The following is a 13788-nucleotide window of genomic DNA, read 5'->3' on the forward strand; positions in this document are numbered from 1 at the left end:
CACATTATATCTGTTTTCGACTCATTCGGCATCCGGGGGGAAGGGATTATCTCCCGTCTTCGCCCAGGCGAAGAGCCCCTCCATGACCTGATCATGAGCATCCTCTTCCACCCGATAGCGGTGAAGAAGAAAGCAGAGATTCCGGTCCGGATCCTCTGCCGGAAGATAGGTCTCCTGATCCAGATCCTCCATCAGGGCCGCCTTTAGGTCTTGGGGCATCATCTTCCCGTCAGCGGAGCACCCGGGGTGTTCCGCTGCATAGAGACCTGCGGCATAGTAGAATTCATAGTTTCCGACAAGAACCGAGCGCTGCCTCTTGATCTTCATCTGAACCGCCTGTTTCACCAAAAGAGGCACCATCTTCCGTCTCCCCTCACCACTTTTTTGACCGATCTTCTTGACCGATTGTCTTATCATTTTATCTCTCGAAGTCCCCGGGGAGCAAAGGAAAACCCCCGAGGCGGCTTCCGCCGCTCGGGGGCAAGAACTGCGCCGCATCAACCTCTGCTGCCTAGATTCTCTTTCTCGGCTTGCGCCTGGCCATGAGCTCTCTGGAAGGATCATCCCGGTCCAGGATCTCACAGAACCTGGTCTCCAGAGCCTCCTGAGTCTCTTCCAGAACGAAGGCCATCTCATCAAAGAGCTTCTTCTTGGCTGCGGACATAACCCTCTCATCCTGAGACATGATCTTCTTCCCCTGGGCAAGCCGCATATGATTGCGATAATAAATCGTCTTGATCAGCTGCGCCATCTCCCCGGGATCCTGATTCAGCAGGATCTGCCTGTAGTGCTCTGCCCTCTGCCGGTCCCCCTTGATCTCGATCGTCTCAAGACTTGACAGGTTCGAGAAGATATCCTTTAAGGTCTTCCGGCTGGAAACCGACCGAAGTCTCTTCTTGCTGTTTTCGACCGGGGTGATCACATGACTCCGATTTTCAAAGACAGGATCCAGGTCATAGTACTCCCGCTCTGCCCCCGTGTGCATCAGATCCTGTCGGATAATGGCCTTGACCTGGCATACTCCGCTCGCCTCGTGAACCAGAAAATCATCGACGCAATATCTCTTCATTTTGCCGGCTTTCTCGCGGGCGCGGTCACCGCGCTAAGAAAAAACCCCTATAGGAAATAGGTGATTAGGAGCTCAATCACCTACGTGAAGCAAATAAACTTAAATTTATTATAGCATCTGTTTTCCGCTTTGTCTCATCTCCGGCCGATTCTGATCTCTTTCTTCTCTTTCCCTTCCTTACAAAGGGCCCCTGTCCCGTCAATTCCTGCAGGCGATCAGGCGGACAATATAATCATAGACCCGCTTGGAGGAGGCGATGGACAGGTGCTCCTTTGGCGTATGGATGTCATAGATATCCGGTCCCATGGAGACTGCGTCCAGGCCTTGGATCTTGCCGGCCAAGATACCACACTCAACACCGGCATGAATGGCCTCGGTCTTGAGCTCGCGGCCGAACATCTCCCGGTAGACGGCAGCCATATCCTCGCGCAGGGCAGACTCCCTGACATACTCCCAGGCAGGGTAGCTCCCGCCGATATCCGCTCTGGCTCCCAGCATGTCTGCAATCAGAACCATCTTGTCTGTCAGGGGCTCTAAGGCGGAAGCGACGCTACTGCGGACTGCATAGCTCATGAAGAGTCCCTCCTCATTCAGGTCGCAGATACCCAGATTCAGAGAGGTCTCGGTCAGACCCTCGATATCCGAAGACATCCTCTGGACCCCATTGGGCTCCGCCAGGATCAGGGCCAGGACCCGCCGGCTATCCTCTCGCGTCAGGGGTGCAAGAGAGGCCCTGCTGTCGGAGATGTCCATGGCAAGCTTGGGATCTGTCACGGCATACTCTCCTCTTGCCCCGGCGAACTTGTCTCGCACAAGCGCCTCGAAATCCGCCCTCTTTCCCTCAGGCAGAAGGACCTGGGCTGAGGCACGGTCGGGAATCGCATTGTTCTTGGATCCCCCGGTCATCGTCACAAGGCGAAGGTCCATCTCCTTTGAGGCGGCCAGAAGAAGCTGTGCCAGCAGCTGACTCCCGTTCGCCCTTCCCCTGTGAATCTCCACGCCGGAATGGCCTCCGGTCAGCCCGGTCAGCTTCAAGGCAAGGCACTCTCCCTCTTCCTGCACGCGGTCGACATCCATGTGAATCTCCGCCTTGCAGCCGCCGGCACAGGAAGCTAAGATGACACCCTCCTGCTCAGAGTCGATATTTAAGAGCTTGTGTCCCTTCAACATAGAGACGTCAATCCCAAAGGCCCCGTCCATACCGACCTCCTCTGCAGTCGTGCAGATGAACTCCAGGCGGGGATGTTTTAAGCTGTCATCATCCAAAATCGCCAGGGCATATGCCACCGCGATCCCGTCGTCGCCGCCGAGGGTCGTCCCCCTGGCCCGGATAAAGTCGCCGTCGACATAGAGGTCCAGGCCTTCCTTATCCATGTCCTTCGTGCAGTCATGCGTCTTCTCGCAGACCATATCCATATGGCCCTGCAGGATGATCGGAGCGACATCCTCGTAGCCCTCGGAGGCCTCCTTAATCATAATGACATTGTAGTAGCTGTCCTGGTAGTACTCGAGCCCATGTTCTCTGGCGAAGGAGACCAGATAATCACTGACCGCCTTCTCCTTGTAAGAGGGCCTGGGGATCTGCGCCAACTCTTCAAAATAGTAGAACACCTTGTTCTCAGCCAAACCATCCAATACTCTTGTCATGATCCTATCCTCTCTTCTTGATCTTGTTCTCGTAGACGATAAAGCCCTCTCTGTGCAGGGTCTTGATATACTGACTCAGCCGACTGTAGAGGGGTTCTGCCTTCTGGCCGAACCCAGCCTTCACCGCCTGCCCGATCTCCTGCACGCTTTTGGATCCGTCCATCTGCAGCCAGATGAAAGAGCCTAAATCATCCAGCTTAATGTGGCTGACACGGGGCCTGTGAAAGAACTTCTGGGCAATCCAGTGGCTGATCCCCCTGTGTTCCATGTCGATCTCGACAATATCACCAAGCTGCCGCCAGTCCATATTGGCATTGCGCCGGGGATAATAGTCCAGGAAGTTCTCCTTTTTCTTCGCCATTTGTCCTCCTCCATGAATATGGCATCCGGTCATGTGCGGAACCGGATGCCAGAAACAAAAGACTCAATTTACTGTCGCACGCTCTTACTTGATCGCGCTCTTGGACTTCCTGTTGCTGAAGAGAATCAGGGTCAACGTGAGGAGCGCATAGAAGACCACTCCTCCGATTCTTCCGAGAGAAACTGTCTTAGAGACGTCAAAGCTGATGTTAAATACAGCAAAGAATGCCAGGAGAATTCCGAGTACGCCCTCACCGGCAATCAAGCCTGAGGAGTAGAGCAGACCGTTCTCAATCTTATCCTTGCGCTCCGTCTCGTCCATCTTCTTCTTATCGAAGTAGAGGCGAACCAGACCGCCGACCATCATGGGCAGGGACAGGTAGATCGGCAGATACAGACCTACCGAGAAAGCCAGGACGGGGATGCCGATCATCTCCACAACAATGGCGATGAAGACACCTGTGAATACCAGAGCCCAGGGCAGGTTCCCGTTCATAACGCCCTCGACAACCAGCTTCATCAGAGTCGCCTGCGGAGCGGGAAGCTGCTTTCCGCCATAGCCCCACGCGCTGTTGAGCAGATAGAGGACGCCGCCTACCGCAAGAGCAGAGGCAAATACTCCGATCAGCTCACCCACCTGCTGGCGGTAGGGGGTTGCGCCTACGATATAACCTGTCTTCAGATCCTGTGAGGTATCGCCCGCGATTGCTGTTGAGATGCAGATGATCGAACCGATCGTGATCGCAGCGATCATGCCCTGGCTTCCGATGTTGCCGGTCGCCTTCAGTACGGATGTAGCCAGAAGCAGGGTCGCAATCGTCATTCCCGATACCGGGTTGTTGGAGGATCCGATCAGACCAACCATACGAGAGGATACCGTCGCAAAGAAGAAACCGAAGACGATGACAATAAGAGCACCGATCGGGTTCAGGGGAATGGCGGGAATCACAACCATGAGGATAGCCAGAACAACAATCGACCCGATGACAACTCGCATGTCGATGTCCTTGTTCTGACGGGAGATCCCATCATCCTTGACCCCGATGCCCTTGATCGCATCGCGGAAGGTAGTGATGATCATCGGCAGAGACTTGATCAGGCTCATGATACCGCCGGCTGCGACTGCGCCTGCACCGATGTACTTGACGTAGTTAGCCCAGATGGCATCCGGACTCATCTCAGAGACAAGCTTGGTTGCAGGGAAGATGGGCTCTGCGACACTTGCGCCGAAGAGGGCGATCAGAGGCATGATCACGAGCCAGGCTGTGACGCCGCCGGCCGTAATGTAAGAGGATACCTTGGGTCCGCAAATATATCCGACACCCAGGAGGGCAGGCAGGACGTCTCCTCCGACCCCTGCTCCCTTGTAGCCCTTGATCTCCCATGCCACTTCACTGGGGAAGAGCATCAGTCCGTCGGCAATAAACTTATAGAGGGCTGCGATTCCAAGACCTGAGAATACGGTCGCCGCCTTGGCGCCTCCGGTCTCGCCCGCCTCAAGCACTTCTGCGCAGGCAGAGCCTTCCGGATAGGGAAGAGTACCGTGCTCCTTGACAATCAGGGCCGCGCGAAGGGGAATCATGAAGAATACGCCAAGCGCTCCGCCGATGGCGGCAATAATCGCAATGGTCACAAGAGAGGGAGGATTGGTAATCCCCTCCTTGGCCCAGAGGAAGATGGCGGGCAGGGTGAAGATTGCGCCTGCTGCGACAGACTCACCTGCGGATCCGATGGTCTGAACCATATTGTTCTCCAGGATCGAATCCTTGCGGAGAATAAAGCGGATCACGCCCATAGAGATTACAGCCGCCGGAATGGACGCGGATACCGTCATTCCAACGCGTAAGCCCAGGTAAGCATTGGCTGCGCCGAAGAGAATCGCCATCAGAATACCGATGACGATAGAGGTAACTGTCAGCTCAGGCGGATTCTCATCTGCCGAGATGAAGGGCTTGAAAGCCGGTTTTGATTCACTCATGTTTTAACTCCTTTTTCTATTGTGTCCTCGAACGAAGCGAGAGTGCTGTTCATTCCATGATACTTCTACCAATCTGCCGCACTAAATCAGTAGTCTTTTATACTTCGCATGGGCAAAGTCTATGGGATGAACAAAAAGCGGCACCTTGTGATTCAAAGTGCCTCTTCGATTCTTGCGTCATTCATAGTTCATTATTGTAAGTTTTTTGGCTGTTTTTTGCAATCCATTTAACTATTTTTATGTCCCGCGGGGATTTCCCCCTTAGCTCCCATCAGCTTCTCCGAGCCCATTCTTCCGGTCCGGTGCCGACCGGACCAGAAGTACGCGAAGACGCTCCCGGCAGACGCAAAAGGTCAGATCATAGCCCCCGTAAAGCAGGTGAAATTCTCTCTCCTTATCCCGGTCATAGGCAGGTCTCGGATCCTGCCCAAGGATCTCTAACATAGCCAGGTAGGTCTCTCTGCCAATCCCAGCCTCCTTGGCCAGGTCCTCGGGGAAATCCACCATAAGCTCCTGCCACTGCAGCCGGTCTGTAAAGCCGCCTGCAGCGCCCGGGTGCGCGTCTGCGTAGGCCAGATAGGGCTTGATGTCGTAGATGGGACTTCCGTTTAAGAGATCCACTCCCCCCAGGAGCAGACAAGTCCCTCGCCGGCTCTTCTCCAGTCCAAGCAGGCGGACCGAGGAGAGGCCGATGGGGTTCGGCCGGTAGGGAGACCGTGTGGCAAAGACCCCCATCCGCCTGTGTCCTCCCAGAAGAGGAGGCTTAACCGTGGCGGCCCAAGGTCGTCTACGGTTCGCGGAGAAGCCCCAGAGCAGCCAGAGATATTCAAAGCCCTCGATTCCCCGCAGGGCGGCCGGATTGCGGAATTCAGGCTCAAAGACCAGGCGGCTTGTCGCGTGCTTCAGGAGCCCCGCCTGGCGGGGAATCCCGAATTTATCCGTGAAGTCATTCTCGATATGGGCGATTTGTCTTAATTTCATATCCATATGGTCCTCGCCGGGTGTTTTCTGAGGCTTTTCTCTGTCGGACAGACCCATAAAAAGCCGACCACCGCTTGCCCCGCGACACAGTGTGCCGGGGCAGAGCGGAAAGGTCGGCTCTTATCTTGATCCGATGGATCTCTGATGGTCTTTCGCCTATATCTTCCGGACCTAATTGCCTGGATAGACGACGACAGAATCCAGGTCATACTTGGACAGGCGCTCGCGGCCCTTGAGACCGGCCAGCTCCATGAGGAAAATAATCTTGCTCACCCGGCCTCCCAGACGCTCCACCAGCTTGGCGGAAGCCTCAATGGTTCCGCCGGTGGCAATCAGATCGTCCACAAGGACAACGCTCTGGCCGGGCTTGATTGAGTCTGTGTGCATCTCAACCGTCGCCTGGCCGTACTCGAGCTCATAGGACTGGCGGATGGTCTGCCGAGGCAGCTTGCCCTCTTTACGAACCAGGACAAAGGGCTTTTTAAGAGCATAGGCGATCGGAGCTCCGAAGACGAATCCCCGGGACTCCGCCCCGCAGATGACATCGAACTCCACGCCATCCAGAAGCCGGATCATCTGATCAATCGCCAGGTGGAAGCCCTCTGCATCCTGCAGAACGCTTGTGATGTCCCGAAATATGATCCCAGGCTTCGGATAATCCGGAATACTTGTAATATAATCTTCTACTCTCTTACCCATTGCTCTTAACCTTGCTGCATTTTCTTCCTGCAATCAGCGATTCCGCGGGCATTTCCTCCCGAAGAGCGCACTTGTCCGTAAGCCCATCCTCTTCCCAAAAGCCTCTTTTGAGGATCAGTTCAGATGCCAGATGTCGTCATTGTACTGACGGATGGTCCGGTCGGATGAGAAGAAGCCGGCCTTGGCGATGTTGATGATCTCCTTCTTGAGCCAGCTGTCCCGATCCTCATAGTCGGCCAGGAGGCGGTTCTTGGTGTTGATATAGTCCTTGAGATCCAGAAGAGACATGAAGTAATCTTTCCCCGCGATCTCACGATGCAGGCGCTCCAGGCTCTCGCTGTCGCCGATCGCCCGCATCCGGTCGCTGACAATGAAGTCGACCAGCTCATGGATCTGGGGATCTGCGTAGTAATCCGCCACATGGTAGCTTTCCTTGGCATAGGCATCTATGACATAGTCCTTCTTCTTGCCGAAGATATAGATGTTGTCCTCGCCGACCAGATCCTTGATCTCCACATTGGCCCCGTCTTCCGTGCCCAGGGTCAGGGCCCCGTTCAACATGAACTTCATATTGCTGGTGCCGGAAGCCTCCTTGGAGGCAAGAGAGATCTGCTCGGAGACATCTGCTGCGGGAATGATCTTCTCCGCCTTGGTCACATTGTAGTTCTCAATCATAATCAGCTTGAGATAGGGGGCGACCTCCGGATCATTGCAGGTCAGCTCCTGCAGGCAGAGCAGAAGGTGGATGATGTCCTTTGCAATGACATAGGCCGGAGCGGCCTTGGCCCCGAAGATCATGGTGATGGGGCGGCGGGGCAGGTTCCCCTTCTTGATCTCAAGATACTGATAGATGGCAAAGAGGGCATTCATCTGCTGACGCTTGTACTCATGCAGACGCTTTACCTGCACATCATATACGGAAGCGGGATCGATGGTCACGCCCTGGGTCTTCTCCAGGAAGAGGCTCAACTTCTTCTTGCACTCGGACCGAATCTCCTCCAGATGCTTGTATACATCGGTGTCATCCGCATAAGCTAAGAGTTTCTCCAGTTCTGTCGCATCCTTCTTGAAGCCGTCCCCGATCAGAGTCTCAATGTAGTCGCTCAGAGCCGGATTGGCGGCCAGAAGCCAGCGGCGGAAGGTGATTCCGTTTGTCTTGTTATTGAACTTCTCAGGATAGAGCTTGTAGAAATTCTTGAGCTCCGCCTCCTTTAAGATATCGGTGTGCAGGGCCGCAACGCCGTTGACCGAGAATCCGTAGTGAATATCCATATGAGCCATATGGACCCGGTTCTGATCGTCGATCAGATAGGTGCTGGCATCGGACACCTTCTGTCTCACCTTCTCATCCAGGCGGCGGATGATGGGCATCAGATGGGGAACGACCTCCTCCAGATAGTCAATCGGCCACTTCTCCAGGGCCTCTGCCAGGATGGTGTGGTTGGTATAGGCGCAGGTTCTGGAGACAATCTCCGCAGCCTCATCGAATTCGATCCCCCTCTCCATCAGGAGTCGGATCAGCTCGGGGATGACCATAGAGGGGTGGGTGTCGTTGATCTGAATAACAACGTACTCATCCAGATGATGGAGGTCTACCCCTCTCTCCTTCGCCTCCATGAGGATTAGTTGAGCGGCATTGCTGTTCATGAAGTACTGCTGATAAATACGAAGAAGCTGGCCGTTCCGATCGCTGTCATCGGGATAGAGGAAAAGGGTCAGGTTCTTGGAGATATCCCCGGTGTTAAAGCGGATCCCGTCATCGCCGGGAAGGTTCTCATCCACACTGTCCACATCGAAGAGACGCAGGCGGTTTACTGCCTCCTGTTCATAGCCGGGAACATAGATATCATAGAGCGTGGATTTGAGGCTGAAATTAGCGAACGGAACGGTAAAGCTAATCGGGCTCCGCTCCTCCCAGTGGTCTTTGGACAACCAGGGATTGGGCATCTCGCACTGCTTGTTGTTGCGGAACTCCTGACGGAAGAGACCCAGATGATAGTTCAGGCCGACCCCGTCTCCCCGCAGGCCAAGGCTCGCGATGGAATCCAGGAAGCAGGCAGCCAGACGGCCCAGGCCGCCATTCCCCAGAGAGGGCTCTTCTTCCTGGTCCTCCAGGTCGGCCACATGAAGTTCCCTCTCCGCAAGAAGGTCCTCCAGTGCCTGATACCAGCCCAGGTTAATCAGGTTATTGGACAAGAGCTTGCCCATCAAAAACTCCGCAGAGATATAGTAGAGCTTCCTCTTCCCCTGAATCAGGGGCCGTCTCTTGAGCTCTTCCTGGACCAGGGTCATTGCGGCTTCCGCCAGCTGGCTGGGGTTTGCCTCATCATATCCAACTCCGTGCAGCTTTCTGAGACTTGCCTCCAGATTCGTTCTCATGATCTGTTTATCCATCTTTTTCTCCTAACTAAAATGATCTTCTGTTTCTATAATGATCTTCTGTTTCTATCGCTCTGTCAATCACAGAGTCTGCCTCCATCAGACTTGCCTCCAAGAGTCGCTTTTCATGCACCGGTTCTCCTCGGATCTGTCGAAAGAGGAGATCCACTGCTGTCTCCGCCATCTGCTCTGTCGGCTGCTTGATACTGGTAAGAGGCGGGATCAAATAGCGAACCGACTCGATCCCGTCAAAGCCCATGACCGAATAATCCTCGGGAATCCTCTTCCCGGCGTCATAGATGGCCTTATAGACCCCCAGGGCCAGGCGGTCTGAAATCGCAAAGATCGCGGTAAAATCCGCCTCCGACTCGATCAGCCGCTTGGCCGTCTCATATCCGCAGGCCTCCGTGTAGCCCTCCTCCTCGGGATCGGCATAGCCAATCAGGTCCGGATCATAGGCGATTCCCGCCTCCTCCAGAGCCCGGCAATATCCCATCCGTCTTAAGCGGGCAACGGTCGTGTCCGCCTCATGACCGGCGATCAATGCAATCCTTCTGTGCCCGCGTCCGATCAGATAGGCGATCGCCCTGTGCGCTTCCTTCTCGTCGTCAATGGTGACGAAAGCCGCCTTATTCAGGCCATCTTCCTCTTCCACCGCAACGGAACACAGGACGGTCGGCACAGGGATCTGCTTGAGCTCCGCCTCCGGATAGGTCATGCAGCCGCCCAGAAAGATAATTCCCTTCAGCCGGCGCTCCTTGGCCAGCCGCACTGCAGCCGGCACCAGGTCTTCCTCTTCCTGCAGGCTATGGACGAGGAAGCTACAGCTCCCCCTGCGCAGACACTTCTCAATGCAGGTCATCATTTCCTGAAAGAAGGGGTTGCCGATACCCTTGACTAAGAGAGCAACCGTATTGCTGTCCACCATGCGAAGATTTCTGGCGCTGTTGTTCGGTACGTATTGATACTGCTGAACCACCTGAAGAATCTTGGCCCGTGTCCTGCTATTGATCGTCGGATCATTGTTGATTGCCCGGGAGACGGTGCTGATACTGACATTGCATAATTTCGCAATATCCTTGATGGTCAGATTCTTCACATCGTCCTTCCTTGTCTACTCTGTCCTCTCCTTCTGTGAGTCCAGACGTCCATAGGTCTCGGTCATCTCCCAAATATACTTGGCCAGGTCAGAGCTCAGGGCCTCCTCTCTCACCCTCCAGGACCAGTTTCCTCCCAGGGTGGAAGGCCGGTTGATTCTGGCCCTGTTGTCGAGGCCCAGATAGTCCTGGATGGGGATGATGCAGCTGTCCGCCACCGATCCCTGCGCCAGACGCAGGGTCCGCTCGGCAAGGATCTGCTCATCGGTCTCATCAGTTCCCAGATAGGCCAGGAGTTTCTGCTTGTCCTCCGGGTTCAGGCCTCGGATCCAGCCGACCAGAGTCTCGTTGTCATGCGTTCCCGTATAGACCACGCAATTCTTATCATAGTTATGGGGAAGATAGAGGTTGGCACCGCCGGTATCCCTTGAGTCAAAGGCGAATTCCAATACCTTCATATTGGGATAAGCGGTCTTCTCAACCAGTCGGCGAACCGATTCCGTGATGAAGCCCAGGTCCTCGACCAGGACAGATACGCGGCCTGAGGCCTCCCAGATTCTCTCGAAGAGCTCGATGCCCGGCCCCGGCCGCCAGGAACCCTGGATGGCATTGGGAGCGCCGGCCGGGATGCAATAGTACTCATCCAGGCCCCGGAAATGGTCAATCCGGATCACGTCATAGAGCTTGATGCAGCGCTCGATTCTCCGGATCCACCAGGAGAAGCCATCCCTCTTCTGTCCCTCCCAGTCATAGAGCGGGTTGCCCCAGAGCTGGCCCTCTGCCGAGAAGCCGTCCGGCGGGCAGCCGGCAACACCGGTGAGCCGGTTGTGCTCATCTACCTGGAAGAGTCTGGGATTGCACCAGAAATCAGAGCTGTCATGAGCTACATAGATGGGGATATCTCCGATGATCTCGATCCCCTTCCCGTTGGCATAGGCCTTGAGGCGGAAGTACTGATCCTGGAAGACAAACTGCAGATATTCATGGAAGAGGATTTCCTGCCGAAAATCCTGTCTGGCCCGGTCCATGGCCTCCGGCTCCCGGTCGCGCAGAGAGGGATCCCATTCCGTGAAGCTCTTTCCTCCGTTGGCCTTCTTCAGGGCCATGAAGAGGGCATAGTCCTCCAGCCAGAAGGCATTGTCCCTGACAAAAGCCTGGAAATCCTGGTTTCCCTCAATGCCGCTGCGCTCAAAAGCCATGCGCAGGAGGTCATAGCGTCTCTCATAGAGAATTGCGTAATCGATCCTCTCCGGATCCGACTCCAGATCGGCCGCCCTGCACTCCTCCTCGCTGAGAAGCCCCCCGTCAATCAGCTCTTCCAGGCTGATGAAATAGGGATTTCCCGCAAAAGTAGAGAAGGACTGGTAGGGAGAATCTCCGTAGCTGGTCGGCCCCAGAGGAAGCAACTGCCAATAGGTCTGTCCCGCCCCGGCCAGAAAGTCCACAAAGCGATATGCCTGCCGGGAAAAGCAACCGATTCCATACTCACCCGGAAGACTGAATACAGGCATTAATACACCACTTCGTCTCATAAGCAAACTCCTGCCTCATTCTAAAATTTCAATCATTGCCATCAAAATATAGCATGTACTGAAATCGTTTTCAATACCGGTCTCAAACATTCGTATAAACTAGCCAATCGGGGCTTGCTTTTTTTGACCAGGATGCACATGGAACAGCGGTCTGTCCATGCGTGTCCCCCTTCTCTCATGCCTCCTCCAGACAGAGAATCTGTGTCTCTCCGATGAAATTTCCAAGCCTGCCGGGAACAAGACGGTTGCCCAGGTCCCTTTCATCCGCCCGGACCGCCACGCGCACATATTCGCCGGTGAAACCCGTCCAATAGTCCTCACCGCATATCCTCTCTCTTGTCTCCATGAGGGCCTCGGTCTGCCTCCCGATTTCCCGGATCCGAAAATCTTCAGACATCCGGTCTGCCAGGCTGAGCAGTATGTGACTCCTCCCGGTCTTGGTCATCTCGTCGACCTGTCCCGGCATCTGATCGGCCACGGTTCCCCTCCGGCGTGAATACTTGAAGATGTGCATCTCATAGAAGCCTATCTCCTCCAGAAAGCGTCTTGAGGTCTCGAACTCCTCCTCTGTCTCCTGGGGAAAGCCCACGATGACATCCGTCGTAATGGCCGGGTGATCGAAGTTCTCGCGCAGGACCCGGACCGCCTGGCGGAATTCTTCCGTCGTGTACTTCCGGTTCATCCGCCGCAGGGTGTCGTCACAGCCGGACTGGAGAGAGAGGTGGAAGTGGGGGCAGACCTTGTCCACCCGGGCCAGCCGCCTTGCAAATGCCGAATCCACCAGGCGGGGCTCCATCGAGCCAATCCGAATCCGCTTGATTCCATCCAGCTCCGCCACTGCCTCAATGAGCTCGATCAGATGGCCTCCGCCGGCCATTTCCTGGGACGCCACCTGTCGGTTGTAGGAGGTCATCCCATAGGAAGAGAGGTGGATTCCGTTTAAGACCAGTTCCTGATAGCCAAGGGCCGCCAAATCACGAGCTTCGGCGAGGATATCCTCCGGACTGCGGCTCCGAATCCTGCCCCGGGTCAGGGGGATGATGCAGTAAGAGCAGAACTGGTTGCAGCCATCCTGAACCTTGATGAAGGCCCGGGTGTGCTCAGCCGCGCGGCTGACCCGGAGCTGCTCATAGTCCAGCTGCGGATCTTCCGGATCGACCTCCCGGATCCTCTCCCGACTGCGGCAGAAATCATCAATGGCCTGGACCAGACGGGTCTTCTTGTTGTTTCCGATGACAATATCGATCGCCGGGTCCGAGGCCGCCTCTTTCGCTGAGGCCTGGACGTAGCAACCGGTGGCGACTACGATGGCCTCCGGGTTCTTCTTTCTGGCCCTGTGAATCATCTGTCTGGACTTGGCGTCAGCCATATTGGTCACGGAGCAGGTATTAATGACATAGACATCTGCCTCCTCCTGAAAGGGGACGATGGTATAGCCCGCCTCCATAAGCATCTCCTGCATGGCCTCCGTCTCATAGGAATTCACCTTGCATCCCAGATTGTGTAGCGCCGCTCTTCTCATATCGCTTCTTTCTATGTTAATCGGATCCCCTTCTTCATAGCCTGGATCCATTTTCAGCCCACGTTCGGGACCGCTTCTTATTCTGTCATTTATCCTTCTTCATTGACATCTGTCCTGCCGGGTCGTAAGATGAGAGCAAATATTCACTGGATACGCAAGCAATTGAGGAGGTTGCTAATATGAGCAATACATTGATGATTTCTCTCAACTCCATTGACAAGGTCAAGTCTTTTGTCAATACCATCGGCAAATTCGATTCCGATTTTGACCTGATCAGCGGCCGCTATGTCATCGACGCCAAGTCTATCATGGGAATTTTCTCCCTGGACCTCTCTAAGCCCATTGAGCTGTCCATCCATGCGCAGGACAATGTCGATGAGATCCTTGAAGCCTTAAAGCCCTACGTGGTCGAATAATCCCATCTCAGCAAGAAGAAATTCCATCTTGAAAGAACAGTCCCGAGACAGACTCGGGGCTGTTTTTCTTTTCTCTCACATTTTTCTCGCTTCCCTTCGTCTCCCGGA

At 54.9% G+C, this 13788-nt stretch carries 12 protein-coding genes; 1 reads left to right on the forward strand and 11 read right to left on the reverse strand.

Annotated features, from left to right (window positions below):
- Window positions 1–21: 21 nt before the first annotated feature.
- The 11 genes from ACO5R6_RS01420 to mtaB form a co-directional block, all read right to left on the reverse strand.
- Window positions 22–360, reverse strand: a complete 339-nt coding sequence (locus tag ACO5R6_RS01420; protein ID WP_485625393.1) for a DUF3837 family protein — start codon at window positions 358–360, stop codon at window positions 22–24.
- 151 nt (window positions 361–511) lie between these two features.
- Entirely contained in the window at window positions 512–1069 is a 558-nt protein-coding gene (locus ACO5R6_RS01425; protein ID WP_485625394.1) for a CarD family transcriptional regulator, read from the reverse strand.
- A 198-nt stretch (window positions 1070–1267) separates the two neighbouring features.
- On the reverse strand, window positions 1268–2716 hold the full coding sequence (locus ACO5R6_RS01430) for an aminoacyl-histidine dipeptidase (RefSeq protein ID WP_485625395.1): 1449 nt from the start codon (window positions 2714–2716) through the stop codon (window positions 1268–1270).
- Between the two features lie 4 nt (window positions 2717–2720).
- Window positions 2721–3077, reverse strand: a complete 357-nt coding sequence (locus ACO5R6_RS01435; protein WP_485625396.1) for a PqqD family protein — start codon at window positions 3075–3077, stop codon at window positions 2721–2723.
- 84 nt (window positions 3078–3161) lie between these two features.
- A complete protein-coding gene (locus ACO5R6_RS01440; RefSeq protein ID WP_485625397.1) occupies window positions 3162–5054 on the reverse strand; it encodes an OPT family oligopeptide transporter in 1893 nt (630 codons plus the stop codon).
- A gap of 261 nt (window positions 5055–5315) precedes the next feature.
- The gene (tsaA, locus tag ACO5R6_RS01445; protein WP_485625398.1) at window positions 5316–6041 is read right to left on the reverse strand and encodes a tRNA (N6-threonylcarbamoyladenosine(37)-N6)-methyltransferase TrmO; all 726 of its coding nucleotides are present in this window, start codon (window positions 6039–6041) and stop codon (window positions 5316–5318) included.
- A gap of 165 nt (window positions 6042–6206) precedes the next feature.
- Window positions 6207–6734 carry an adenine phosphoribosyltransferase gene (locus ACO5R6_RS01450; protein WP_485625399.1) on the reverse strand — a complete coding sequence of 176 codons (528 nt, stop codon included), beginning with the start codon at window positions 6732–6734 and terminating at the stop codon, window positions 6207–6209.
- A 114-nt stretch (window positions 6735–6848) separates the two neighbouring features.
- A complete protein-coding gene (locus tag ACO5R6_RS01455) occupies window positions 6849–9128 on the reverse strand; it encodes a glycogen/starch/alpha-glucan phosphorylase (protein ID WP_485625400.1) in 2280 nt (759 codons plus the stop codon).
- Window positions 9129–9141: 13 nt separating this feature from the next.
- Entirely contained in the window at window positions 9142–10212 is a 1071-nt protein-coding gene (locus ACO5R6_RS01460) for a LacI family DNA-binding transcriptional regulator (RefSeq protein WP_485625401.1), read from the reverse strand.
- A 15-nt stretch (window positions 10213–10227) separates the two neighbouring features.
- Entirely contained in the window at window positions 10228–11742 is a 1515-nt protein-coding gene (gene malQ / locus ACO5R6_RS01465; RefSeq protein WP_485625402.1) for a 4-alpha-glucanotransferase, read from the reverse strand.
- Window positions 11743–11917: 175 nt separating this feature from the next.
- A complete protein-coding gene (mtaB, locus tag ACO5R6_RS01470; RefSeq protein WP_485625403.1) occupies window positions 11918–13264 on the reverse strand; it encodes a tRNA (N(6)-L-threonylcarbamoyladenosine(37)-C(2))-methylthiotransferase MtaB in 1347 nt (448 codons plus the stop codon).
- Between the two features lie 179 nt (window positions 13265–13443).
- Here mtaB and ACO5R6_RS01475 point away from each other — a divergent pair, with 179 nt between their 5' ends.
- A complete protein-coding gene (locus ACO5R6_RS01475; protein WP_485625404.1) occupies window positions 13444–13680 on the forward strand; it encodes an HPr family phosphocarrier protein in 237 nt (78 codons plus the stop codon).
- Window positions 13681–13788 lie beyond the last annotated feature (108 nt).

It is taken from the genome of Shuttleworthella sp., assembly GCF_057251025.1.

Coding starts and splice junctions, on each gene's coding strand:
- ACO5R6_RS01420 (WP_485625393.1), bottom strand. CDS start 360: ATGGTGCCTCTTTTGGTGAAACAGGCGGTTCAGATGAAGATCAAGAGG.
- ACO5R6_RS01440 (WP_485625397.1), bottom strand. CDS start 5,054: ATGAGTGAATCAAAACCGGCTTTCAAGCCCTTCATCTCGGCAGATGAG.
- ACO5R6_RS01455 (WP_485625400.1), bottom strand. CDS start 9,128: ATGGATAAACAGATCATGAGAACGAATCTGGAGGCAAGTCTCAGAAAG.
- mtaB (WP_485625403.1), bottom strand. CDS start 13,264: ATGAGAAGAGCGGCGCTACACAATCTGGGATGCAAGGTGAATTCCTAT.
- ACO5R6_RS01430 (WP_485625395.1), bottom strand. CDS start 2,716: ATGACAAGAGTATTGGATGGTTTGGCTGAGAACAAGGTGTTCTACTAT.
- ACO5R6_RS01475 (WP_485625404.1), top strand. CDS start 13,444: ATGAGCAATACATTGATGATTTCTCTCAACTCCATTGACAAGGTCAAG.
- tsaA (WP_485625398.1), bottom strand. CDS start 6,041: ATGGATATGAAATTAAGACAAATCGCCCATATCGAGAATGACTTCACG.
- ACO5R6_RS01450 (WP_485625399.1), bottom strand. CDS start 6,734: ATGGGTAAGAGAGTAGAAGATTATATTACAAGTATTCCGGATTATCCG.
- malQ (WP_485625402.1), bottom strand. CDS start 11,742: ATGAGACGAAGTGGTGTATTAATGCCTGTATTCAGTCTTCCGGGTGAG.
- ACO5R6_RS01425 (WP_485625394.1), bottom strand. CDS start 1,069: ATGAAGAGATATTGCGTCGATGATTTTCTGGTTCACGAGGCGAGCGGA.
- ACO5R6_RS01435 (WP_485625396.1), bottom strand. CDS start 3,077: ATGGCGAAGAAAAAGGAGAACTTCCTGGACTATTATCCCCGGCGCAAT.